Annotated in this window: 18 protein-coding genes and 2 pseudogenes; 7 read left to right on the top strand and 13 right to left on the bottom strand. The window is 43.9% G+C overall.

Annotated features, from left to right (window positions below; genetic code table 11):
• Positions 1-304 precede the first annotated feature (304 nt).
• The 5 genes from JGK22_RS10735 to JGK22_RS10715 are packed head-to-tail and all read right to left on the bottom strand — an operon-like array spanning position 305 to position 7797.
• On the bottom strand, positions 305-3814 hold the full coding sequence (locus JGK22_RS10735; RefSeq protein WP_293312842.1) for a GAF domain-containing protein: 3510 nt from the start codon (positions 3812-3814) through the stop codon (positions 305-307).
• Between the two features lie 52 nt (positions 3815-3866).
• On the bottom strand, positions 3867-4478 hold the full coding sequence (locus JGK22_RS10730) for a hypothetical protein (protein WP_293312840.1): 612 nt from the start codon (positions 4476-4478) through the stop codon (positions 3867-3869).
• Positions 4475-4882, bottom strand: coding sequence for a RusA family crossover junction endodeoxyribonuclease (locus JGK22_RS10725; protein ID WP_293312838.1), 408 nt, complete (start codon positions 4880-4882; stop codon positions 4475-4477). The genes JGK22_RS10730 and JGK22_RS10725 overlap by 4 nt, the downstream gene beginning before the upstream one ends.
• Before the next feature lie 58 nt (positions 4883-4940).
• Positions 4941-5717 carry a DUF4058 family protein gene (locus JGK22_RS10720; RefSeq protein ID WP_293211114.1) on the bottom strand — a complete coding sequence of 259 codons (777 nt, stop codon included), beginning with the start codon at positions 5715-5717 and terminating at the stop codon, positions 4941-4943.
• A 40-nt stretch (positions 5718-5757) separates the two neighbouring features.
• The gene (locus tag JGK22_RS10715) at positions 5758-7797 is read right to left on the bottom strand and encodes an AAA-like domain-containing protein (RefSeq protein WP_293197863.1); all 2040 of its coding nucleotides are present in this window, start codon (positions 7795-7797) and stop codon (positions 5758-5760) included.
• 257 nt (positions 7798-8054) lie between these two features.
• Here JGK22_RS10715 and JGK22_RS10710 point away from each other — a divergent pair, with 257 nt between their 5' ends.
• The 3 genes from JGK22_RS10710 (at position 8055) to JGK22_RS10700 (ending at position 9435) form a co-directional block, all read left to right on the top strand.
• Positions 8055-8192 (top strand): hypothetical protein, encoded by a 138-nt coding sequence (locus JGK22_RS10710; RefSeq protein ID WP_293193746.1) that lies wholly within the window; start codon positions 8055-8057, stop codon positions 8190-8192.
• A gap of 123 nt (positions 8193-8315) precedes the next feature.
• Complete coding sequence (locus tag JGK22_RS10705) at positions 8316-9311, top strand: Npun_R2479 family HD domain-containing metalloprotein (RefSeq protein WP_293175830.1); 996 nt, start codon at positions 8316-8318, stop codon at positions 9309-9311.
• Positions 9304-9435, top strand: coding sequence for a hypothetical protein (locus JGK22_RS10700; RefSeq protein ID WP_293175832.1), 132 nt, complete (start codon positions 9304-9306; stop codon positions 9433-9435). The genes JGK22_RS10705 and JGK22_RS10700 overlap by 8 nt, the downstream gene beginning before the upstream one ends.
• A gap of 136 nt (positions 9436-9571) precedes the next feature.
• Here the strand turns inward: JGK22_RS10700 and JGK22_RS10695 are convergent, their stop codons facing one another.
• The gene (locus JGK22_RS10695; protein WP_293312836.1) at positions 9572-10264 is read right to left on the bottom strand and encodes a hypothetical protein; all 693 of its coding nucleotides are present in this window, start codon (positions 10262-10264) and stop codon (positions 9572-9574) included.
• Between the two features lie 149 nt (positions 10265-10413).
• Positions 10414-11793: an ATP-binding protein gene (locus JGK22_RS10690; RefSeq protein WP_293312834.1), complete on the bottom strand. Its 1380-nt coding sequence runs from the start codon at positions 11791-11793 to the stop codon at positions 10414-10416.
• A gap of 634 nt (positions 11794-12427) precedes the next feature.
• Between JGK22_RS10690 and JGK22_RS10685 the strand changes: the two genes are divergently transcribed.
• Positions 12428-12751, top strand: coding sequence for a DUF3155 domain-containing protein (locus JGK22_RS10685; protein WP_293144355.1), 324 nt, complete (start codon positions 12428-12430; stop codon positions 12749-12751).
• 832 nt (positions 12752-13583) lie between these two features.
• Here JGK22_RS10685 and JGK22_RS10680 read toward each other — a convergent pair.
• The 3 genes from JGK22_RS10680 to JGK22_RS10670 form a co-directional block, all read right to left on the bottom strand.
• Positions 13584-14120: a cofactor assembly of complex C subunit B gene (locus JGK22_RS10680; RefSeq protein ID WP_293175838.1), complete on the bottom strand. Its 537-nt coding sequence runs from the start codon at positions 14118-14120 to the stop codon at positions 13584-13586.
• A 321-nt stretch (positions 14121-14441) separates the two neighbouring features.
• The gene (locus JGK22_RS10675; protein WP_293144339.1) at positions 14442-14834 is read right to left on the bottom strand and encodes a PadR family transcriptional regulator; all 393 of its coding nucleotides are present in this window, start codon (positions 14832-14834) and stop codon (positions 14442-14444) included.
• 403 nt (positions 14835-15237) lie between these two features.
• On the bottom strand, positions 15238-15441 hold the full coding sequence (locus JGK22_RS10670; protein ID WP_293144336.1) for a DUF751 family protein: 204 nt from the start codon (positions 15439-15441) through the stop codon (positions 15238-15240).
• A 434-nt stretch (positions 15442-15875) separates the two neighbouring features.
• Between JGK22_RS10670 and JGK22_RS10665 the strand changes: the two genes are divergently transcribed.
• Positions 15876-16751, top strand: a complete 876-nt coding sequence (locus tag JGK22_RS10665; RefSeq protein ID WP_293174173.1) for a DNA adenine methylase — start codon at positions 15876-15878, stop codon at positions 16749-16751.
• Between the two features lie 677 nt (positions 16752-17428).
• Here JGK22_RS10665 and JGK22_RS10660 read toward each other — a convergent pair.
• The 3 genes and pseudogenes from JGK22_RS10660 to urtA all read right to left on the bottom strand — a co-directional run.
• Positions 17429-18052, bottom strand: a pseudogene (locus tag JGK22_RS10660) (transposase); the annotation flags it as partial.
• Positions 18053-18173: 121 nt separating this feature from the next.
• A pseudogene (locus JGK22_RS10655) lies at positions 18174-18920 on the bottom strand (IS4 family transposase); the annotation flags it as partial.
• A gap of 150 nt (positions 18921-19070) precedes the next feature.
• A complete protein-coding gene (gene urtA, locus JGK22_RS10650) occupies positions 19071-21944 on the bottom strand; it encodes an urea ABC transporter substrate-binding protein (RefSeq protein WP_293174176.1) in 2874 nt (957 codons plus the stop codon).
• Between the two features lie 721 nt (positions 21945-22665).
• On the opposite strand from urtA, the gene JGK22_RS10645 reads away from it, so the two are divergent.
• Positions 22666-24126: a hypothetical protein gene (locus tag JGK22_RS10645; RefSeq protein ID WP_293189357.1), complete on the top strand. Its 1461-nt coding sequence runs from the start codon at positions 22666-22668 to the stop codon at positions 24124-24126.
• An 81-nt stretch (positions 24127-24207) separates the two neighbouring features.
• Positions 24208-24414: a hypothetical protein gene (locus tag JGK22_RS10640; protein WP_293206736.1), complete on the top strand. Its 207-nt coding sequence runs from the start codon at positions 24208-24210 to the stop codon at positions 24412-24414.
• Positions 24415-24459 lie beyond the last annotated feature (45 nt).

Below are 24459 nucleotides of genomic sequence, written 5' to 3'. Positions count from 1 at the left end.
GCTTTAGCCCTCTTAGGTACGTAGTTGGGCTTTAGCCCTCTTAGGTACGTAGTTGGGCTTTAGCCCTCTTAGGTACGTAGTTGGGCTTTAGCCCTCTTATAGTGATTATAAAGCAAGCGAAGTCGCATCAAAAACTCCATTTACAAGTCATACCTCATCTTTCTGAGAAATGCTATAGTCTCGCAGGCAGAAACCAGTTTTTTTACAAAAACACTGGTTTATCGCCTTTAACAAGGGTAAAAAACCCGGTTTCTTTAGTCGGATTACATAATCCCTCTCCCCCTCTCCCCCTCTCCTCTGACTTCTAATCACCACCGATCGAACTCAAATTATTTCGCAAAGTTTGTTCCTGCCGCTTAACCGCCGCCAACAATTCTGCATTTTGCAAAATCACCCCCACTTGATTGTTAAAAATTTTCATATAGTTTTGATCGCTTTGGTCGAAACTTGCCCGAAAACGCTCCGGCACATTTTCCTTAGATAATTCAATCGATTTATCCTCGCCATCCGATTTAATTTTATTAATTAACTGCGTCACAGCAATCAACTCCCCGTCTGGATTCCAAACAGGCATACAAAGCAAACTGCAAGTCCGATATCCGGTTTTTTCGTCCGTCTTTTTAGAAGTTTCAGAACCCGGATAATCATAAAGATCGAACGGTATATTTAGAGGAACCCCCATCTGGGCCACTTGTCCCACATAACCTTGCCCGATCGCCACACGCAACTCCAATAAATTACCATCTGGCAAAATAATTTTTGTCCACAATTGATTAGCATCTCTATCAATTACCCAAAAACTGCTCCGATCGGCATTCATCAACTCTTTAGCAGATTCCATCACACGTTGCAGAATCGAATCAATTTCTAAGCTGCTTTGACTCACAGAACGAGTAGCCGCCATCAACGCAGCCGCAACTCTTTGTCCTCGGGCTGTTTTGTGAAAGGTACGGAAACTTTCTAAAATCATTTGAATCAAATTCGCATCTTCGGCAAACCGCTCTTCATCCAGTTTTGTAAACCCTTCCAAATCAATTTTTTCTGACAAAGACAAGCTGGAGCGATCGATTTTTTTGATTTTATTAATTAGCTGAATTACAGCTACTAAATTACCCTCGTTATTTAACAAAGGAAGTGTTAACATAGTATAAGTTCGATAGCCATTTTTGATATCTAATGCTTTTGCCGTTTCCGAACGCGGATCGTCATAAAAATCAAACGGAATATTAATACTTTGTTTCGTAGACGCCACATGACCGACAATTCCTTTATCTGCCGGAACGCGAATTTCTAGCGATCGATCGCCCTCAGCATCGGCTTCAGCAATAATCGACCAAAACTCATTTTTTTCTTCGTCTAACAGAAAAATGCTAGTGCGATCGGCATTCAAAGACTTACCCATTTTCAAAGTAATCGATCGCAAAGTAGCATCAAGAATATCATCAAAACCCTGACCGTCCATCACCTGATTTAGCATTGCCAGAGTTTGGCTGACCACATTTTGCGGGTGGTCTTCCGCCTGCTGTTTCATCGCCGCAAATTGTCTCGCATTGTGCAATGCCACCCCGACTTGAGTGTTAAAAATTTGCATATATTTTTGACTGTTAGCATCGAAGCTGTCTTGAAAGCATTCCGGTGCTTCCGGCCAAGTTTCCGGGTCATATTCTGGGAAATCTCCCGGTCTTCTTTTGTTAATTAATTGAGTGACAGCCACTAATTCACCGTCAGGACTGCAAACAGGCATACACAGCAAACTGCAAGTACGATATTTTGTTTTTTGGTCAGTTTGTTTCGCGGTTATTGATTCGGGATGTTCGTACAAATCGAAGGGAATATTTACAGGTTTGCCGCTGTCAGCAACTTGACCCGCAAAACCTTGTCCGACTTCGATCCGGAGTTCGCGAACCGAGCCATCTTCAAAGCGGATTTTTGTCCACAGTTGCCCTGTTTCGCGTTCTAACAGCCAAAGAGTGCTGCGATCGGCATTCATCAATCTTTTAGCAGCTTCCATCACTTTAGTGATAATTTCTTCCGAATCCAAGCTGCTTTGAGAAACCGATCGCGTTGCTTCCGTCAAAGCTTCCGAAGCTTGCAATCTTTGAGTTAACTTATAACAAGATTGACACCTTTCCAACAACCGCTGAATAGCTGGAACATACTCTCCAATCAAAGTGCGATCGACTTCTGTAAACCCTTCTATATCGACTTTATCAGAAAAAGTTCCTGCCGGATCGTGCTGTTGTTTTAACTTGTTGACCAACTGCACAAAAGCAAATATATCTCCCTTTTCATTTAACATAGGTGAGGTTAAATTGCTGTAAAGTCTGTAACCAGTCTTTTTATCTTGCTCTTCCACGACATCGGAATACCAATTTTCCGATAAATCGCTGGGAATGCTGACAGCTTTTTTATAAATAGTCACTCTGCCTGCTGTTGGATTGTTTGCCATAATTTGAATCTTTGTCGAACTGCTGTTTGTAGTTCTGGCAATAATCGACCAAAGTTCATTTTTATCTTTATCTATAAAAAATATGGTAATGCGATCGACACTCATCAATTCCCCTAGTTTAATAGTAATCGAACCCAAAATTTCATAGAGTACATCCTCAAAATCTCTGCCTTCCATACTGTTGAGCATAGATAGGACTTTGTGTTCTTGATGGGCAACTAATTGTTTAAAGTTTGGTTGGAGAGCAGCCAAAGCTTTTTTCGTCCAATTTCGATTAAATACAGAGGCATAAATTTTATTATAAATGCTTAAAATCCCCCCTCTTTTCACAACCAAACCAGACAATCGCAGTTCCATTTGTTCGAGGCTTTCATCAGCCGGAATTTTGGCTTCGCTACACGAATCAGAAGCAATTAAAATTTGCTGGTAAATTTTAAGCAAAGTCTCAGTACGCTGTCCGCTTCTGAGAATGCGATCGCGAATTGTTTTCAAATGTGGCGGTTCGTCTTGAACTTCCCAATTATCAATAATTTGCGTCTGGACTAAATTCTCCACCCAATCTGCGATTAAAGATTTATCCTGAGGAATTTTTGCCGGGAAATTTTCGGCTTGTTGCCAAATATAGTTGCAAATCTTTTGAGTTAAAAACGGCTGTCCTCCCGTCCAAATCAGTACATTTTCTACAACAGACTCAGGATAGCTAACTTTCCCTGCTAAACCTTGTACCAAAGGTTGAGCTTCGTGCAGTTTAAAGCCATACAATTCGACAGCGCGACCGAGATTAAAAGGCGTACAGTATTTATCTTGAATCAAGTCCGAAGGAGTCGCAACCCCCAGCAAAGCAAAAGTCAGGCGATCGAATTCATGGCAAGCACGAATGAAGGCAAAAAAGTCATCTGCCCGAAAATTCAAACTCAAGATACTGTCTATTTCATCAACAAAAATTACAATCTTACCCTGAATATTTTCCAGTAAAACTTGTTCAATAAACTCGCTCAAGCGCTGTACAGGTGGCAAAAATTCTCGCTCCCGCACCCACGATCTCAAATTCAAATCTAGCTTAAAACTGGTAACTAAACGTCTAATAACCCCCGCATACCACTGATCGGGATTGATATCTTGAGAACCGATTTTAGTTAGATCGATCGCCGCACAAGCAATACCTTCTGCTTGCAATTTGTGCATAGTTCGCACGCGCAAGCTAGTTTTACCCATCTGGCGAGAATTCAGCACATAACAAAACTCGCCATTTGTTAAGCCTTGATAAAGTTCAGAATCCGCTTGTCGCACTACATAAGTGGAAACATCTAGAGGCAAATGTCCACCAACTTTATAAGTATAGGCTGAGCTTTTTTCTTGATACATAACCTGTTTTCAATGAGTAGAATACACAGCCGATCGCCATTTGAGAGCCTAATTACCCTTCAATTTGTCCAGATTGACTTAAAAGACGCTGCAATGCTTCAAAAGCACGGCGCGCCAAATTGAGTTCAACAGTAACTTTTTCTCGCTGAAAAATCACGCGATCGCGAATTTCCAGCGCCGCCACCAAAACTTCATAATCCTCCCCATTCATCAAACCGTGAGCGAGGAATGTTTGAGCCAAAATAGGCGGTTCTTGAATTTCAAAATTAATCGAGTGGTGTTCAGCTACCATCCGCATCACTGATTCAGTAATAGATCCGATCGAACAGGTAGCAAGTTCAAAATTACCCTTTTCGATCATTTCTGATGCTTTTTTCATGTAAAAATGAATATCTTCTACATCTTTACAAGAATAGTCATACAAACTCGCGTTAGCCTCCTCCTCTAAATCTTTTTGCGTTTTTGACTCGTGAGAACGCGGTTTTAATGCTGCGATGACCGATTCTTTAACGGTGCAAATTATCGAGTCTATTTGCTGATTCGCAATAAACTTTTGCCAGTCATAATCCCTCGACTTTACTAAAACTTGATAACCTTGCTGGCGATATTTATCGGCAATTTCTGCAATTTCTGTTGCTTCTAATTTCTCTAGTGCTGCTATCATCGATTTAGCTCCATTGGCTCGGTTGGTAGGTCAATTTTAACATAGATAAATTCTTGGCCCGCAGCCAACGCTTCGGCTATCGAAGGAGATATTGCAGTGAAATCTTCTAATTCCTTAAGTTTGCGCCGTTTTACTGTGAGGTCGGTAACTTGCCTGTCATCAATGTAAACTAGAGAATTCATGGAATCTACAATCGGTTTAATGATGTTATCTAAATCTGATGTTTGAGTAATGCAATAATGAGTGATGATGACTTGAACTGGAGCGCTAGTAGCTTCCATTCCGATCGGCAAGGCTTCGGCAACCGTTTCGCGCACTTTGGCTTTCCATTCTTGAAGTAATTCTCGGTTATTTGTTTGTAGAGAAACTGGCGAACCAGTGACGATAAATTCAAAGGGAATCAAGATTTTTCACTCCTCTTGGTGATAATATTTTAATCGATCGCCCGAAATAACTCCCCGTTCACCGCAATCCCCTTTCCTGCAAAAGCGCCTGTGCCCAACCAACATCATCGTCCTTCAGTCGCGGCACAGGCTGCTGAGCATAGTCGATCGACAAATCAAATCCCGCTCTGTCATACACACCGCTGAACAAAGCTTGCAAATCCACCTGAAATTCTGTATCTCCCGGCTGCAATGGCAAGAAAAATGGTGGAATTTCTTCTCGTACCGTAAAAGCATACAATTGAGCTTTTGGACGGCGATTTGCCCTGCTAATTAAAATGCGATAATCCGTGTTAGTCCCGCCAGTTACAGGCATTTGTCTCCCGGCCCTGAGCAAGTCAATTTCTACTAAATGAGAGGCACTTCTTAACACTTCTTGTCGCTTGTTTTCATAGGCCTCTCGACCTTTCCCAGTGCGTTTGTTTTTCGGCGAAAGAATTTCTATGACTGTGATTACCCGATTTGTACCTACCTCTCGGAGTTCTAAATAGCCTTCCCTAGCTTCTTCCAATATTGGTACCGTAACTGTCATCGGTTCGGAATGGGGCAGCGTTGCAGTCATAACAGATTGGCTGGGGGTGGACGGGCGATCGAATACTGTCACGTCAGGAATTGCCAACAAATCGCTATCTTCGGCCTCGCTCAAATAAATCCGCTTTTCAATTGCCGCCCGGTATTTCGGGCGCAGCGCAGGCCCGATCGCATCGGCGATCGCCGTAATTAAGCGGTGATGAACTTCCGGCCAAAATTCAGGATTTTCTAAGTAAGGGTCTACCCCTGGAAATGGAGACGGCATTTTATTACCTCCCGCAAGAGTTTTGTAAGTTAGATGAATCTTAAATACATTTTAGTCGATCGCCAAAATACTGACGGTACAACTCAAAGCGCACAGTTACCTCATTTCCCCGCAACTGCACCAGCCCCAAACTGTGCAACTTAAACGCCAGCACAGATTCTAACTCTACAGGTTCATTAGCTGCTACTACCCTACTAAAAGCCACTGCTAACTCCTGATGTTCTTGCAAATTCCACAAATGACGGCGCAAATGATCGCCGTAAATTCCCGCTTCAGTAGGAGCAAGTTCTAAAAGTTCATCTAAACTTTCCTCTAAATCTTTTTGTTCTTTGGCAGAACCTGAAAATCGGCGATTGAAAAGAGCAAATTCTTGAGCAATGTGATATAAAGCTACGCGCACCAAATACGGATGACCGCCCACAATATTCATCAATTTTTCCACCATATTTATTTGCCAATTCAGCCCGTGCCTTCTCGCTAAATCAGCCACTTGTTCGGCGCTAAACTCGGACAATTCTATTGGCAAACCCACATTAAAAGGCGATTGATTCACGTTCAGCGGAATGTAAACTTCTGTTGAATGCACCACTACCAAACGCAGTTTTGCCCACAGTTCGCTGTCGCTGTCGCCATATCCGGCTTCTTCATACCAGGCCCTTAGCAGCCCAAAAAAATCATCGGCAATTGTAGGATACTGAAAAACGCGATCGACCTCATCCAATCCCAACACCAGCGGTGCATTGTTTCCCGACAACAAACAATCTTCAAAATAAGCCGTACAATTATCTTTACTGCCGTAAGTATCAGTCCAATAATCGTCAATCTGGTGAGGCAACCGCAGCTTGCGCGTAATTTTGTTGCAGAACCACCTCAGCAGTGAATTGAGATTGGCAAATGACGCAGCATCTGCGTGTTGAAAACTCAGAGGAACAGTGCGATAGCCTTGTTCTTTTGCCTGATAAAGAATCCTCGCCATTAACGAAGTTTTGCCCATTTGTCTCGGTGCTTTTATCCTAATTAAAGTTCCCGGCTGCAAAAGTTCCTTGTAACACTGAGCTTCCCAGGGAACGCGATCGACATAAAAAGCCGAATCCAGCCTGACTTGTCCTTGGGGAATCTGCGGCTCTGCGGCGGGTGATGGAGGATTTGAAAGCGGCAGAGTCCGAGAAATGGTTACAGTCTGAGTCGCAGTTTTAAGGAAAGAATGCTCTGGCGCCAGCAGGTTTAAATTAACTATAAATCCTGCGGATATGTCATCTTCTGTATCTGTTTGCGATGTACCTGCTGGCTGTACTGTGCTTTCCCCAGCGACTGTTTCTAAAAGCATTTGGTTGATTTCTTGTAGCAGTAGTACCGTGTCAGCCGGCGATGTCCACTCGCGCTGCTGAGTATCGTTGATGTAGTTCCGCAAGTCATGGTTTAGCCGTATGCTGGGAGGATAATTGACTCGAATTGGCAACACGGCAGGCGCCGGATTTTGCCGTCTGTAGCGCAATTCTTTGATTTTCCGCAATTCTTCCATAACTATTTCACTAACTGCTGTTTCCCCGGACAGCAGCAATAAAAAATAGTCACACTGTTCTAATTGAAAGTCAATTTGAGAAAGCCAGTTTTTTGCTGATTCGCGATCGGGATAAACCGCCCCAATATTGGCAGCGAATACTTGGTGTCCCGTTGCATTTATGCCTTCGGCAAGCTCCAGTGCCAAACTCAGATCGGGTTCTTGGTTGCAATAGCTAATAAAAACTCGTTTTCCGTGATTTGTCCCATTTCTCGGTTCAGTCTGGGAAGGCTGTTTTAGATGTTCTGCCGATCGCATTTCCTGCCGCGCGATCGATCGAGCTATGGCTCCTCGCACGTTCTTTTTTGTAACTTTCTCTCCCAAGATACTTGACAGCTTCTGCCATAGCTTGTATCCTACATCTTTTTCGACATATTCCGGGTTTAATGGGTAAATCTGTTCATAGGTTTGTCCTTGCCAAGTCCCGATAAAAACCTGCCTTTCCAAATCGTTGAGGTGTTTGCCAGTTTTGAGGTGAACTGAGTTTTCTATAAATTCTAAAGCTTCTTTAATATTCATTTTTTTACTAAGGTATTTCGATTGTAGATTGGAGATTGTAGATTTGGGAATCACTGATGGCTATCAGGGTTGGGAGCTTGCCTGCTGTAGGTTCGTTTTAGGAAAAAAGTCCCACACTTCCTTGATAGCAAGAATTTTTATAAATTGTATAGCCTCGCGGGTCAACATTCAAGCCAGCAGCCGAGCTGAGGGCTTGCACGGCAAATTCCGAGTCGAGTTAGCTGCTCCTTCGCTTTCCTGAGGTTTTATGAGTTTTTATGAGGTATTGCGGTAGCTCCCCAATCAGCGGGAAATTGCTGAGGCGCAAAAACTGTCAAACTTATGAGCTTTTCTGGTTGCGATCGCCAATTGCGATCGGTGACAATAAAAACCAACAGCCAGTCGATCGATTTTAGATTTTAGATTTTAGATTTTAGATTGACTGCACAAATGACTTCTTGGAAAAAAAAATACTCCTCTGACAGACTAATTGCAAATATGCAATAGTTCGCAATCACCCGCCATCAAGGTAACTACAAATGTTGAACCCCACCACAGTCATCATCAGTTCCTTAACTGAAAGCTTAAAAGCCGGATACCGAAACACTTACGGGAACATTAAATCTGACAGCGCCAGACTTATCGAACAGGTTGTCAGCCTAGCTTTAGAAAACATTGCCAGCAGCGACGCTCTTTATCACAACGTCGAACATACAGTTCTTGTCACCTTAGTAGGGCAAGAAATATTGCGCGGTAAATACCTGAGCGAAGGAAACATCTCCCCAGAAAATTGGCTGGAGGCGATCGTTTCTTGGCTGTGTCACGATATCGGTTACGTCAAAGGAATCTGCCCTCAAGATCAACAAAGCCAAAGATTGTATGCGACAGGCACTGACAACAATACAATTTATCTAGAATCGGGTACAACTGATGCTAGCTTAACTCCCTATCATATAGACAGGGGTAAAATGTTCGTACAAGAACATTTTTTCGGTCACGATTTGATTGATTCGGAGGCTATTATGCGTAATATTGAATTGACTCGCTTCCCCGTACCGAACGACGAAGAACACTCTTGTACTGGCAATTATCCCGGCTTAGTGCGGGCAGCAGATTTGCTCGGTCAACTCAGCGACCCCCGCTACTTACAAAAAATACCGGCGCTGTTTTATGAATTTGAAGAAATAGGTAGTAATAAAAATCTAGGCTACTGCCATCCGGCAGATTTGCGATCGGGCTATCCCAAGTTTTTTTGGAATGTTGTATATCCCTACATTCAAGAAGGATTGCAGCATTTGAAAATGACTGCTGGGGGTCAAGAAATAATTGCCAATCTTTACGGAAATGTGTTAACAGTAGAGAAAGAAATTGCCTCTTGTGCTGCAACTTCGGCGGTAAAATCTACGCCAAAGTTACTGGCTGATGTTCGCGGGTTTCAATTTCTGAATTTCCAGCGGTTTCGGGGATTGCCTGACAGTTTTAGTCAGAGGAATAAAAAAAACATGAAAAGTTTGTTTGTAATTGGCAATGGGTAATTGGGCATGGGGCATGGGGCATGGGGCATGGGGCATGGGGCATTGGCCTTCCCAGGGCATTGGGGATTGGGCATTGGGCATTGGCCTTCCCAGCGCATTGGGCATTGCGGATTGGAATTGGTAATTAGTAATTGCTTCCAATGACTGTCAACTGCCAATGTCAACTGTCAACTGTCAACTGTCAACTGTCAACTGTCAACTGTCAACTGTCAACTGTCAACTGTCAACTGTCAACTGTCAACTGTCAACTGTCAACTAACTTAAGGTTTTTCCGTCTGCTGCAAATGTCGCCAAATTGCTTGATAACATACGTGCCAAAAATACATAGCCAAATTCAGAAGAGCTAATAACTTAGTGCCATCTTCTAACATAGCGTGTGCTCCTAGACTACGAGTGTCTATAATATCCTCAAACCGCGAGATAGCAAATAAGAGGAATGCGGCGATTAAGGGCAGGTAAGGAGTGGTTTTGATGTATCGCCAAAATTTAATTCCGTAAAGGAAAACGCCACTACCATAACACAAATAAATTAATTTCTTAGATATTCCCAACTGAGAAAGAATCAAAGTCATCCGAAACCTGTCATCCAAGAAAAAGACTCCCAGCAGTAAAGCGCTAAAAAAGAAGAATATTGCCGATCGACTGCGGGGGTCTTTTTGGCGCAGGAGTCCGAATGTAAATGCACAAATTGCGACTGGGATGCACCAGAGGACTTCGGAAATTCCGGTGAGGAGGCCTTCGTAAGGGAACCAGAAGTTAAAAGGATCGCTAAAGAGGCGTTCAACTCCGTCTCCCTGGTTGTTGAGTTTGGCATATAGGCTCAGCCCGCCTAAAATCAAGACAGTCAGAGTGTTGAAAATAACTAAAAATGGTACAGTAAAAAAGTGTTTCTTGAGCTTTTCTAAAAGATTTGAAAAGTTGGGAATTTTATCGAATAAAGGCAGATGCTTCATATGGTTTTTCCCAGGTATAGAGTTTGTGAGACTATTTTATATTTTTAATTTTAGATTGGCAATGATATCATGTCCGATCTATTGACCCCAATAAGTAAGGCTTGTAGTGCGGACTGAAGTCCGCTCAATATTGCGGACTGAAGTCCGCACTACAAACAGTTGTTCTCCTTTTTCATCGGCAGCCAAACGACGAATGTAGTGCCGCTATCGGTTGGATATAAATGAGCTGCACTAGATGGCAGCCATTCCGGATTTACTGGGGAAAATACTTGGATTTCTCCTTGCATTTGGCGGACTAAATCGCGGGCGATCGCCAAACCCAATCCTGTGCCGGGAATTTCTGTCTGGGCTTTTTCTCCCCGGTAGTGTCGCTCAAATAAATGCTCTAAATCCTGGGGGGGAATGCCGGAACCTGTGTCGCTGACTGCAACTGCTATGGCAGGTAAGGGGCGGTGGTTCGCTTCGTAGCTTACTTTAATATAAATTTGGCGGCCGGCGGGGGTATATTTCAAAGCATTGTCAATTAGGTTGCTCAAAACTTCGCGCAAAGCTCGATCGCTCGCCGAGACTGGTGGCAAATCCGCCGGAATGTCGGCTAACAATGACAGATGCCTTTCCGATGCGATCGCCATAGCGGAAATTAACAGCGGTTTTAAGACTTCTGGCACTGCACAGGATTCGTCCAAATTGGCCGCAGGCGACAGCGACAGAGGAGAATGCTGGATTAATTCGATATTGGATGTTGCTGTTTCTGAAGTGCCTGATGGGAGTCTGAGATTTGCTTCGCCGGTGTCTACTGTGCGATCGAACTGGCCGAGCAATTCAGAGAGCCGATCGCTCTCTCGGACAATACTATAAGCCACATTGCGATTTTTGTCTTCTGGTACCAGCCTGCGCGCTAACAGTTTGCCAAAAGTTCGCAACGCTGTCAGCGGACTCTTGAACTGGTGCAGCAAGTTGTGCATCGTGTCATAAACCTGAGCCTGGATTTGCCGGGAAGATCCCAATTCCTGATGCATCCACTGCGATCGCTGGTCTAAAATGCACGCTAGGGCCAAAGTGCGAGCAATTTGTTGGATCTGAGCCTCCTCTCGATCGTTCCAAGCCCTGTCTTCCCTACCGCTGACCAGGAGTCCCAGGACAGCGTCCTCGTGTATCAGAGGCGTCACTATTTGCCTCCGTTGCTGCCACACATTCCCCGGGCCTTGGCACTGATTGGAACTGTTTTCAAAACCCGGCAGTGGCTCGGGTGCGATCGCCCCCACGGTTGATGCTTCCACAGCCAAAGCCGGCGCAGCCAGCCGCCGTGGCATTGGTTTCACTGTCGAGCTTGAAGCCGGTTCGAGCCTCAACTCCTGATTTTCTGGTTCGACTGAGGTTTCTGGGTAAACTGCGATCGGCACTAACTTTGCCTCGCTGCCTTCTACCAGCTCTTGTGTCAGGTATACTGCGCTGAATGTCGCACCCAAACTGACTGCGATCGCCACCTGCGATCGACAAAGCTTGACAAATTCTGAACTGGCTGGCATTAACATGAGTGCCACATTAAGATATTTTACGGAATTTTAACTAAATTACAACTGCTCAGCCCCCGATTACAGATTGGAGACTCCTAAATTTCTAGTATGTGGGCTTTGATGGCAGGCTGCTCGGTTCCCAGGATTCAGCTTTCACAAACACAATTGCTTTAAAGCCCCGCCTGCATAGCTTCCCCAGAGTCCCAAGCTTGGCTGCTGCCGGAAGTTGCGGCCCACCTTACCACAACCGCTGCACTTTTGTCGATCGGCACGAATGTTAAGATTATGTCGATATATTAAAAACAGTTGAAGTTTAGAGCTAGAACAGATATACTGGCCTCGGATTTGGTAGCTATCATTACCTAAAAATTGGATAAAAAGCCACGCCCGATCGGGACAGCTTAGATGATTGAATCATATATTGTTGATTCGCCAGATGTAAAAATCCGGTCTCAACTCTATAATCCAAAAAATCTGAGATAGGTTGGGACATCAACCTAGGATACTCGGCAATATCAGACAAGCTGTGCTTGAGAAAAGCTGTTTGAATCCACAATCCCCATGTCTTTAGGGCTGGGGAGTATGTCAAAACCTGACTGCTCATACTGTCTGCTCACACTGTCTGCTCACAGAGGAGGTAAAGAAATTGGCCAGGAGACGCAAGCGCAAAAGTCGCCGCCGACAAGAAGGACGGAGAATTTTAGAGTGTGTGCCTCAATATAGCATCGAGAGCGGCGAAGATAAACCCGTAACAGCGGCTCGCAAGTTCATCCATGCCGAAGGCATTGCTCCCCCAGCTTTACTGTTGGTCAAGCGTAACGAGCATACCACCGACAGATACTTCTGGGCTGAAAAAGGTTTGTTCGGAGCCCAATACGTAGAAGAGAACCATTTCTTGTTTCCCAGCTTAAAGGTGATGCTGGAAGCAACCGCAGAAAAAATTCCTGCGGTGTCCGCCAGTCGCGCATAGATCGAAATGTTTAGCTCAAAACATTGACAGCAATGTTTTTCTAGCTCTTTTAACAAAAGCGCGAGAGTTCTCATTGTCTGGAGAGTGCCAACTGAAATTTACGCGAAAAATCCTTGGGAAGTTAAGGTATAAGGAGCCATCGCAACAGGATAGATCGTCAAGAAAGGGCGATCGGCACAATTGGCACTCTCAGGATAATGGTTTTTTTTGACTCTGCCCAAAAACGAATACAAGCCCGGAATCGAGTCGCGAACCACTCCAAATTTTAGACGAAAATTAAAGCTCCCAGATTCATCTGTAGAATAAATCTCAAATCTAAAATCTCACAATCTAAAATCGTTTGACCGTGCCAGATACATTTAACCCAGCAAATCCAAGACTAAGCCCGAATTAGCTGTGTATGGCAAGACGCGTGAAAGCTGCAAGCTCTCCCGTCAAGGAGGTATCTCTCAAAGCTTTCAACAAGATATTGAAAGCGCCATTTAAATCTCTGTTCACACTTTGAACAGGTTTGTGATGTGTATTATTCGGTTATGTCTACTACAAAACTGCCATATTTAACAGCTTGATGCTTCAACATTTGCTGAAAACGATAATGACTCAAAGTGACCATCGCCCTAGCTGTTTTAATCGCTAGAGCGTTTTTTATTCCCGCCCTACACTACCAGCTTTTACCCAATTATTCAATAAGTTTCTAGAAAATCATTTACTTTGCATCAACAGTCGATCGAACTTTCGGGCCAACTAGAGAACTGCCAGCAGCAATCCTTTTGTCGGCTCGAAGTCGAAGCACGGCATCTAGCATATCAAAAAAACGTTCCGCGCCAAACTTTTAATCTTCCAGGGGTTTCAAATTTAAAGCTTTTTGCATAGTTGCTAGTTCGTCGCGGTGAGCTCTGACAGTAACAAAGCTTTTAGTTGGGCTTTCCGAGTCAGCAACTGATTCGAGTTTGAGAATGACTTGCTCGGAGCGTCCGGCTTTTTTCCAGTAAAATACTCCCGTCAACGGCGACAGCAGTACCAAACCTAGGAAAATTTGACCTTGCTGTGGTACTAGCATTCCCAAAACCAGTCCCAAGCAGAGAGCGCCGCCTGCACTCAACAGGGTTAAAAAGATAGCTAGAAACCAACTCGGCCGCACAAAACCCTCAAAGGTGACTTTATAGTTGGGGGCATCAACGGCTGCAACTCGGTAAGCCCTAGAAGCAAAATACTCTTGTAGCTGGGTTAACAGTAACTCTTGGGCGCTCTCGGAAGCAAGCTTGACTTGTTCGATGCGATCTTTGACTGAGGCCTTGATGAAGAAAAACAAGCCAACAGCCAACAGCAGCGTCATCACAAAGGTTGAAGAAAGAACAGTAGTATCCATCGGTAGAAGTTTGTGTAAGTGAAATTATCTACTATGACTTTACATAAGTTTACAGAAGAAAGCGATCGAGGACTTACGCAGACACTTTTTAACCCAAATTCTCGCCAAGCTTTCTAGCAATGCGTTTTTCTCCCCATCACCCAATTCCCATATCTCCCCATCATCCTTAATTCTCAAGTGACAATGCGTAAGTCCTGACGTAGTGAATCGCTACTCTAATCGCTGTGCGGCGGCGATGCTGGCAAAGCGAAGGCAATCGGACAATTCGCTTTGCTAGTAGCACCGCATCTCAAGGGTTTAGGCATCCGATTTCAACGCCTGCTAACCCGTGTGACCAGTTTCCAAGGCACGGGGACGACGGCCAGACGCGCCGTTTCCCTGACCGATGTACTCGTGCCACAGACGAGCCAGGTCTTGAGCTTGATGCCGCCACTCAGGGAGGATTTGATACATCCGGCGGGGGCGGCCGCGTCCTTCTACTTTTTTCCAGTAACCGGTAATGACGGCTTCATCTTCGAGAAATTTCAAAGCGCTGTAGAGGACGGTATCAGAAAGTCGGTAGATGGGGAATTCCCTTTCTAGTTGTCCGATGAGTTCTGTACCGTAGGAATCTCCGCGCAATAACACCGAGAGAATGTAGCACACTGCCAGTTCCTTGTTTAGATAAACAGGAGGGGGGTCTTGAAAAAATTGATAGATATGTTCAAATTTCATCTGTCTTGTCCGCTGGAAACTCTCGTGATACCGTCAGGTTAACGGGAGAGGAAAGCGGGGCGGGGTGTGCCGCTTCCTAAGGATTAAGTGGGAATGGGGGAAACAGAGGTGCAGTATTTCCCCAGTTGTGTTGATAGCCGGAACTGTTGTGCTGCACTTCGGTAATGTTTGCTTGCGCCAAGGTTGAGGAGCGCTCACATAACTAGGGTAACTTTACTTTCTCTTCCAATCTATCGCAGCGACTATTGCCAAGTGTGCGATCGCACGGAAGAGTTGCACTTATTTCGGGGGTTAGTGTTTTAACTCAAACTCAGAAGTCGCAACCCCCAAACCCTCTGCGTTCCTGGTTTGTGGGCTATGGTTTGTCAGAGTTCGCCGGCTTTTTCGGGCAGAAATTTTGCCTTTAAACCGGACTCAGACCTAACATGGCGCGCAGTGTAAAAGTTAGAAACACAAAAGTCGCTACAATCGAAGTAATCAGGGCGATCGCAGTTGCCGGTCGATCGAGCAGAGGTTTGAGTCGCTCGAACAGGAAAAAAAAGATTCCCAGACACACAGTAATCAAAAAACGAGGGTAGCGAGAGATGTTATTAATGAAATCTTGCATGAGCACCGGTGGGGTAAAGTGTTACAGCTCGATCTTTGACTGGTAACACTTGTGAGCGAGTTAGACAATTTTGGCACAGCCGGAGCTAAATCTGCCGATCGGGCGATCGGTCATTTTTCAAGGGCGATGCTAACATATATAATTCTAACGAAAAGTTTTGTGAGAGCGATCGGGTCTGAGTCTGTTCAATGCCGGAACGCGACCTCCGTTCAACAGTTGACCGCTTGACAGTTGACCGCTTGACAGTTTGAGAGCGACCTCTACCTATAAGTCCGAGGATTGGAGTAATGAATAGTCTGATTTTAATTTCTCCCTCAAAGCGTTCCGGCTTTCAACCAATTCTTTCTGGTAACGAATGAGAGAAGTATTTCTATTCAGTTGTAGTTGTGAGTTGTAGTTGTGATAAATATTATAGGGCTGTTATTTCTACCTAAATGTCTGCTGCCGCACCTTCTTTCGTCTTGCCGCGTCCATTTCTGAAATGGGCTGGAGGCAAAACAAGGTTGATTGGACAATATCAACCTTATTTTCCTAAAAAGTTCACCACTTACTACGAGCCTTTTTTGGGCGGCGGAGCCGTATTTTTTTACTTAGCACAACAGCACCCTTCTGTGCAAGTTGTGTTAACAGATATTAATCCTGAGTTGATTAATGCTTATCGCTGTGTCAGGGATAAAGTTGAGGATCTGATTGAGCTTTTGTTAGAGCACGCTTTAGAGCACAGCAAGGACAATCCAGCCTATTATTACTCGGTGCGATCGCGATCCTACAACACAGATACAGAAAAAGCAGCACGGCTAATCTACCTCAATAAAACTTGTTACAACGGCCTCTACAGAGAAAACTCCAAAGGTGAATTTAATGTTCCCATAGGCAGATACAAAAATCCTAACATTTGTCAACCAGAATTATTGCGATCGGTCTCATCTCTACTCGAACCAGCTCAAATTGAAGTGAGAAAATTCGATCGAATTTTAGATTTTGCTACAAGCAGCAAAGACTTTGTTTATTTTGACCCGCCTTATTATCCTATCAGTTCTACTAGCGATTTCACAGCTTACAGCCGCGAGAACTTCAAACAAGCCGAACAGATAAAGCTTAGAGATGTTTTTGCAGAACTTGCCCAACGGGGTGTCAAAATTATGCTGTCTAATTCTAACTGCGATTTCATCGATAAAATATACAGCGATGCTGAAGCTTTTAAAATAGCTCATCTCCCTCAGCAAATTGAAATATCAGCGTCTAGGGGAATTAACTCTAAGAGTTCCAAGCGCGGCAAAGTCAAGGAATTATTAATAAGTTCAATTTAACTAAACACCAAAATCCACTCTCTATCTAGTCGAAGTTGAGTTAGTTAGGTGTAGGGTGCGCCGCCACCGAAAATCCCTCAAGAAAAATTGATAATGTAACCGTTCCACACCTGTGATTGCACGGCCTGTGGAAACAAACCCATTTTTGGATAGCAATGCTTTTCGTCGATATCAACCACAAAAAGTTTAGAAACAGTGTCAAAAAATTGGCAAAAAAAAGGAATTATTACCTATTGACTTGTCTGGACTTTAGGTGGTATATTTTAGATAATGGAAGTGGTGAGTCTAACTTTAATTTTGCGACTATTCCCATTATTAAATTGTACTTCCAAAAAACTTCAGAGTCAAGCGGTTAACTCGAAAAAAAAGGGCGATTTTTTTCACTTTAATAAAATTAAAATATTTGAATGCTGGGTTATCGTAAATAATAGCAGTTTCCCCAAAAAAAGCAACTGTAGGGAAGGGGAAAATGGCGATCGCGATCGGTAATGCCTGATTAGAGATGTTTGTTAGCCCAAGTAATGAAAGCTTCGAGCTTGTGAGCCCCCAAAAGATTTTGATTTTAGGGAATTTGCTTTTTAAACCAGTCGATCGAACCTTGCCCATTACTCACAAGTTAAGCTAAAAGCACTGTTGTCAATGAGTAATCTTACTCATTTTTTTTACCGAGATACCAATTAAAATATGACTCCATTTGTTCCTTTATTATTGAAAAAAAATTGTTCGGGACTTCTTTGAGTTCCAGGGAAAGGAGAAATAATTAGCCTGATCTGAGGTTTTCGTTGTCGCTTAACAATCCCTAAATCTTGATTTTTATCGTCAGCAAAATACTTAACTTTCGTCAGAAGCTAATCCTTTTTGATAGGCAACAGAAAAATGATACATTCCCCGATAAATCATTTCTAATGAAACACGTTCAATTGGCACTCCTAATTCATCTGCAACGGCATCCCCTAAGTCTACCAAAACCGCATAAAATAGCCAGGTAGCCCAGATTTGGAGCTGAATTCCGTTGACAGAACCTGTCCATAAATAACTTAAATTTAGGAGTCTCTTTACTATACAAAAGGCGTCTTCAATTCGCCAGCGTCTTTGATATAAATCTGCCACTACATAGGGGGCAATATTTCGGGTTCTCGGACACTCGTCAGATAAGAACGCCAGCTATTTTTCGAGCGAATTTGTACTAATCTTATAGTCAAACTTGGTGTCTTTTTTGTCCCTGCACCTATCTGGATTATCTGGTCTTTGACATTATAAGTATTGGTTAATACCCGCTTGACTTGATAAGATGCACCTTGGGAGCATCTCATTTTTGCAAAAAGCATTTTTTTTTACAGTGCGAGCTTAAGAGCTCGCGTATTGTACAATACGCGAGCTCTTAAGCTCGCACTACTACAAATGCAAAACTGAGATACACCCTGCACCTTTCTTAATTTGAGTGATAAATCCAATTTCTTGCTCAATTGATTTTGACCAAAAAGCGAAGTGATAGAAGCCTCTATCCAGTAACAGCAAAGTTTTTGGCTTAACTGTTTTTAGTAAATCTTCTTCCCAATGGGTATCTGCTTGTTTCGGATTTGTCCAAAACCAAATTTCTTCGGGAAGATGAGTTACTAGGTCTATTATTACTCACATTTTTCCGGATAATTTACCAATTGGAACATCTGATAAACTTTCTAGTTTACGAAATAATGCTTCTAATGTTGAGCCGTCTGCTATGCAGATATTTTCAAAGTTTTTTAAGGCAAATTGTACGCTATCTGGTAATGGTCTCGACTTTCTCATCAACCATTTTTGTCGAAAATGAGGTACTAATTCTTTAAATACTTTTTCAAACAAAATAGCTCTCAAAGTTAAAAATCTGAGTGATAATGCTTGTTGGCTAATTTCTTGTGGCTGACATCATAAAAAGCCTTCTCTCTTTAATAATCTGGTTAATTTTGTTACTCCTGCTACGTCTCGCCATAATAAACTTAATACAGAGGCCATCATTAACGGTAGTGTTAGAATTCTATCTCTTAAATTTAGTTGGCGATAAAAAGTTTTTTGGGCCGCCATTGCTGGAATTAATAAATCTTCCAGGTGATTCGCGATCGCTTCGTTTTCTACTTGAGGACGATTTTTTTTCTTTGCACGATCTCGGTTGATTCGTTTTTTGCTACTCATAAACTGGTTCAATTATGGCTCAACTGCTTACCCGGTCAAGGTTTCATCCTATTTTACCTCTTGCAAGTCTACCCCCTTGACAATTTGCACTTTTTCTTAACTTGTCACAAATGGTCAACCGTCAACCGTCAACCGTCAACCGTCAACAGACTACTTTTGCGGGCGCTGATATTTACTCAATAAATCAGCAAAGCGTTTGTAATCCAAAGGCTTCCTCAAATACTCCGCCGCTCCCAATTCTAAACCATGATTTTGATCGTCCAAAAAAGTCAACATAATCACCGGAATATTAGCTAACTCCGGATCGGCTTTCAAGGCCGAGAGAACCGCCCAGCCGTCCATACTCGGCATCATCACGTCTAGAGTAATCGCATCAGGTAGCGACTCCTTAGCTAACTCAAGCCCTGCCTCACCGCTAGCTGACGAGAGTACCCGAAATCCTTGTTTCGACAAGCAGCGGGCGATCAAATCTCGCGAGTCAGGATCGTCGTCAATTACTAGCACAGTCGCAGCATCAGGAAGTTCCAGCGCTTGCGATCGCACTTCTTGCTGCGCCGTTTCTTCCGGTGTTCGATCGCCCTCGGCTTCTTTCTCGATTTTAATCGCCATCGGCAAGCGAATCGTAAAAGTAGAACCGCAATCAAACTGGCTCTCAACTGTAATATCCCCGCCCATCATCTGGCAAAACTTTCGGCTAATAGTAAGCCCCAAACCCGTGCCACCGTACCTGCGGGTAGTCGAATCGTCCGCTTGTGAAAAAGCTCCAAACAGCCTCGAAATCTGATCGTCAGTCATGCCGATGCCCGTATCGGTGACTTGAAACACGATCGAATATTTGTGAAATTCAGAGGCAATATCCGAGAGATCCTCGGAATTCTCCACCGGCAAAACTTCCGATTCTTCCTTCCAAACATTAATTGTAATTTTGCCTCGATCGGTAAACTTAGCAGCATTGCTGGCCAAATTCAACAGCGCTTGCCGCAGCTTCGCCGAATCAGCGTAGATCGTACCAATATCGCGATCGCAATTGACACTCAAAGTATTGCCATTTTTCCCCACCAGCGGTTGAACAGTAGTCATAACCTGATCGACTAAATTCAAGACATCAAAAGTCTCCAGGAAAAGAGTCATCTTTCCTGCTTCTATTTTAGAAATATCCAGGATGTCACTAATAATGTTCAGCAACTGCTTGCCTGCCATATTAATGCTTGCCAAATCCATCACAAACTCTTCTTCGCCGAGTTCAAGAGCCTCTTCTTGCAGCAGCTCGCTGTAGCCAATAATCGCATTTAAGGGCGTCCGCAATTCGTGAGTCATATTTGCCAAAAACGTGCTTTTCGCGCGGTTAGCAGCTTCCGCAGCGTTCTTAGCAATTTCCAATTCACCCGATCGCTCTTCTAGCTGTCGTTGCCGCACCTCCAAACCTTTGAGCAAACTGCTAATTTGCTGAGCCATTGTATTGAGAGTAGAAGATAGAACTCCGATCGCATCATTAGACACCACAGGCGATCGAGCCGTCAAATCACCGCTCGCAATCAGTTGGGCAGTTTCCCGGAGCAAACCCAAATTCCGAATAATCGCCGACACCGACACACAAGCAACTATACCTGCGATCGAACTCAAAACCAAAGCCCCCACCAGCCAACTCTGAGTGCGACTCGCCACAGCCATAGTTTGCTCGGCCAGCACCGCCATTGTTGCCTCCGCAGCCCCCGCTGGAGCTGATGCTGCCTGCATCGCCAGCAAAGAGTTCTTCATCTCCAAAGAACCCATCCACCCGACTCCCACCGCCATCCAAGCGATCAGTACCATGATCACAAACAGCCCGAGCAAAGAAGCCCTAGTACCCACAGAAATCTGCTTCGGACTTAGTGCGGCCGCCCAAGGGTAGCTTTTGAGAAAAGGATCCGGCTGTACAGGTGCCCCGGAATTCCAAATCTCCTCAATTTGACCGTCCGATCGCACCTGACCAATCCGCACTGTTTTCCAGGTATGCTGAGTTTTGGCATCTATTTTTACCATGCCAGAAGGCGCTGCAAACTCAATATTTTTAGCAGCCGCCCTGACTTTAATTACATCTATCGAACCAGCTTTTTCTACTGCTTTCTTCCACAGATAAACCCCCAAATAAGCCGCTTCGATTGGGTCATCCGTGACACGATTTTCCCCGTATCTCGCTTTATAATCCTTAACAAATTTCTGATTTTCCGCTGTATCAACAGTTTGAAAATAGTTCCAAACCACCCAATGTCCGGCAATATTGGACGGCCCTATCGCCCGTATTTCCTCTTCTGCCACGCTAACCGACATCACCGGCAAATCCTCCGGTTTCAAACCAGCTTCCCGCAGACGAAGGAAAAAAGCCACATTGCTGTCGCCGTTAAGACTGTTGAGAATCGCATCCGGTTTCACTGCTAAAATATGTGCGATCGCCTCGTCCACCTCCCTCGAACCCAGTGGCAGATACACTTCCCCCGCCAACTCTCCTCCGAGTGCAGCCAGTTGAGCTTTCACAATCAAATTTGCCGTCCGGGGAAAAATATAATCAGAACCCAACAGGAAAATTTTCCGCTTCCCCTGAGCCAGCAAGTAATTCACCCCAGGTACAATCTGTTGGTTCGGGGCCGCACCAGTGTAAAAAATATTCGGACACTGTTCTAGCCCTTCATACTGTACCGGATAAAAGAGCAACCCATTGCCGTACTCAAAAGCCGGCAGTACCGCCTTGCGACTGGCCGAAGTCCAACAACCAAATACCACCGCCACCTGCGATTCTTGGAGCAATTGCTTAGCTTTTTGAGCAAAAGTCTGCAAATCGCTGGCTCCATCTGCTATCACCGCTTCCAAGGGGCGTCCGAGTACCCCTCCCGCCGCATTAATTTCCTCAACAGCCAACAGCGTCGCATCTTTTACAGAAATTTCGCTGATGGACATAGTTCCCGTCAGCGAATGCAACACGCCTATTTTGATCGGCTCACAAGTTTGGCCGGCTGCTTCGAGGGGGTTACTGCTGCTTGCTCCCATAGGGTTTTAGATACTTTTTACTAATAACAGAAATTTTAGTTCAATCCTGCGGGAAGTTAGTCCGGAGGCTAACTCTGGTTTAGCAGATTATTTCACCCGATCGCCACACAACTTGACAATTGCTGCATCTTGTTGATTTTAACGGTCAAACCTTCCTGCATTGACTTAATTCTGCACTAACCTGTCACCGATTTTTCTCTCAATCTGTGACGGAGGTCTAAGCAGCCTCATCAAACAAACGGTAGAACCCACTTGTGCAATGCAGCAGAAAAATTATCCCCCTCTTCCCTCTTACACTCTCCCACGCTCTCATCCATCTCCTCTCCCCAACTCATTCACCGCCTAGCTGCGTGCGAGTCACCAACTAATAGCACCTACTCAGACACTATTCCCATTCCCATATCTTGCTTCCGGGAGATGTAACTCTCGGTAGATTGCTCTTAGTATAATACTCAAACCTCAGAACTCACCCACTCTTCCCCAGCCCCTATCACCCTTCAGGCAGAGGGAACTCTCCGTGCTTTACCTTAGGATCGAGGTAAGGTCAACTTTGAATTAGCCTTGTTGAAAATATTTTTGGCATAAATTAGGGTTGTCAGCAGTTGCCAAAATACCTAGATTTACCTAGAAATAAAAGTTAATTCAAGGGTGGTCAGTAGATTTAAGATAGATGTTAATATATAAAAATCAAGTCAGGCGAACCCGACAACTATCGAACTCAATGACCAGCATCACTTACTGCAAAGCACTTTCTACACCGATAGATGAGTTGAACGCGATCGGTAAAACTCAGCTAGAAATGTTTTTGAGCGCTTACACACCAATATTTCACAAAGCAGTATGTGAAACTGTCAACTTTATGATGTTAGGAGAAGGATTTAACAAGTCATACTGGAACACGCACCTACAAAAAACTTACGGTATTAGCAAACGTCATGCCAATGGTGTAATCTCATCGGCTAAGGGTGCTGTTGATAGCGCCAAGGAGTGCCGGATTTCACACATAAAAACCTTAGAAAATCAAGCTAAATCTTGTGAAGCTTGGCTAACAAAAGCTGAGAGAAAACTCAAATTAGCTCGGAAGTTTTACGCTAAAAAGAACTGGCAAAATAGTAAAAGCGGTTGTGCATTTCCGTTATCTAGTGACCTAAAGTATAGACAAACTAACTGGCAAAACCTACGCTTTCAGATACACAATAAAAAACGTAAGCTGACCAGGTATCGGCAAATATTAGCCGTCCTAAAATCAATCCCTGTGCGGGTTCGTGTCCCCAAGAATCAAGCCTTTATCGTGGGTTCCAAAGATGAATCTTATGGTAATCAAGTGTGTCAGTGGGATGGGGATAATTTAAGAGTTAGAGTGCCAGCTTGTTTAGAATCTAAGTTTGGTAAAAATGTAGATTCGTATATTGGCGATTTCCCTCGCAATATTAACCGATTACCAGCTACGGGCGCTAAAACTTGGCACTTCTATTATAAATCTGGTAAATGGTGTGTTGCTGTTAGTTTCACGCCCTCCAATGTTGAGCAGGTATCGCGTTCTGTAGATTATGGTTGTATTGGTATCGACATGAATCCCGGCTCGATTGGTTGGGCGTATATTGATACCGAAGGTAACTTGAAAGCACAGGGTAAAATCCGACTACAAACTGGTTTACGCAAGGGTCAACAGCAAGCTCAAATTGTTAAAGCTTGCCGAGAATTATCGGCATTAGCTATCAAGTTTCAATGTCCAATAGTCTGCGAGGAATTAGACTTTACCAGCAAGAAAGAGCAACTTAGAGAACGTGGCAAGAAATATGCTCGGATGCTATCAGGTTGGGCTTATTCTGAGTTGTTTAAGTTGTTAAACTCAATTCTTTCTAACAGAGGTATTGAGCTTTTAACGGTCAATCCTGCTTATTCTAGTATTATTGGTTTAGTCAAATATCTGAGGATGTATGGTTTGGCTAGTGATGAAGCAGCGGCGTTAGTTATCGGCCGTAGGGGAATGAGATTGTCGGAAAAAATACCAGGCTCCTTAACCGCCTTTGTTGAGGTGAACTCAACAAAGCACGTTTGGAGCCTGTGGAATCAACTGAATAAAAAAATCAAGCAATCTGGAATAATAACTAATAGACATAGTTACTATTCTAACTCTAACTGGGATTTCCTGGGCAACCTTGACATTGAGGAAGCGTAAGCGATAGGAAAGAATGCTTAAGAACCTTAAACCGCTGAGTCTTGCTAGGTTTACCTAGATTTTTAAAAGCGGTGAAAACTAATGAATATTGAAGAAAACCAGATCCACACTGTAAGTGGCAGCGAAGTTACATTACCAAAATCAAGGGAAAAATTGGTGGGCGAGGAAACAGAAAAAGCCCTCGGCCAGCAGAAACAAGAAAAAGCTCAAACTATGCGCGCTGTGGAACAGTTGAAAGAAGAACTTCAGCACAAAATAGATAAAGAATGTCATCACAAGGTAGATTAAAACTAATAACGTTTTTTTAGGGTGTGGGTAAGATGAAGTCTTGCC

The organism is Microcoleus sp. PH2017_08_TRC_O_A, assembly GCF_020738665.1.
GTDB lineage: Bacteria > Cyanobacteriota > Cyanobacteriia > Cyanobacteriales > Microcoleaceae > Microcoleus.
Note: the sequence above shows the minus strand (reverse complement) of the source record. Positions and strands in the feature narration are given on the sequence as shown.

Bases quoted from the DNA above. Each gene is read 5' to 3' on its own strand.
- JGK22_RS10735 (WP_293312842.1), bottom strand. From the start codon at position 3,814: ATGTATCAAGAAAAAAGCTCAGCCTATACTTATAAAGTTGGTGGACAT.
- JGK22_RS10730 (WP_293312840.1), bottom strand. From the start codon at position 4,478: ATGATAGCAGCACTAGAGAAATTAGAAGCAACAGAAATTGCAGAAATT.
- JGK22_RS10720 (WP_293211114.1), bottom strand. From the start codon at position 5,717: ATGCCGTCTCCATTTCCAGGGGTAGACCCTTACTTAGAAAATCCTGAA.
- JGK22_RS10715 (WP_293197863.1), bottom strand. From the start codon at position 7,797: ATGAATATTAAAGAAGCTTTAGAATTTATAGAAAACTCAGTTCACCTC.
- JGK22_RS10710 (WP_293193746.1), top strand. From the start codon at position 8,055: ATGAGGTATTGCGGTAGCTCCCCAATCAGCGGGAAATTGCTGAGGCGC.
- JGK22_RS10705 (WP_293175830.1), top strand. From the start codon at position 8,316: ATGTTGAACCCCACCACAGTCATCATCAGTTCCTTAACTGAAAGCTTA.
- JGK22_RS10700 (WP_293175832.1), top strand. From the start codon at position 9,304: ATGGGTAATTGGGCATGGGGCATGGGGCATGGGGCATGGGGCATGGGG.
- JGK22_RS10695 (WP_293312836.1), bottom strand. From the start codon at position 10,264: ATGAAGCATCTGCCTTTATTCGATAAAATTCCCAACTTTTCAAATCTT.
- JGK22_RS10690 (WP_293312834.1), bottom strand. From the start codon at position 11,793: ATGCCAGCCAGTTCAGAATTTGTCAAGCTTTGTCGATCGCAGGTGGCG.
- JGK22_RS10680 (WP_293175838.1), bottom strand. From the start codon at position 14,120: ATGGATACTACTGTTCTTTCTTCAACCTTTGTGATGACGCTGCTGTTG.
- JGK22_RS10675 (WP_293144339.1), bottom strand. From the start codon at position 14,834: ATGAAATTTGAACATATCTATCAATTTTTTCAAGACCCCCCTCCTGTT.
- JGK22_RS10670 (WP_293144336.1), bottom strand. From the start codon at position 15,441: ATGCAAGATTTCATTAATAACATCTCTCGCTACCCTCGTTTTTTGATT.
- JGK22_RS10665 (WP_293174173.1), top strand. From the start codon at position 15,876: ATGTCTGCTGCCGCACCTTCTTTCGTCTTGCCGCGTCCATTTCTGAAA.
- urtA (WP_293174176.1), bottom strand. From the start codon at position 21,944: ATGGGAGCAAGCAGCAGTAACCCCCTCGAAGCAGCCGGCCAAACTTGT.
- JGK22_RS10645 (WP_293189357.1), top strand. From the start codon at position 22,666: ATGACCAGCATCACTTACTGCAAAGCACTTTCTACACCGATAGATGAG.
- JGK22_RS10640 (WP_293206736.1), top strand. From the start codon at position 24,208: ATGAATATTGAAGAAAACCAGATCCACACTGTAAGTGGCAGCGAAGTT.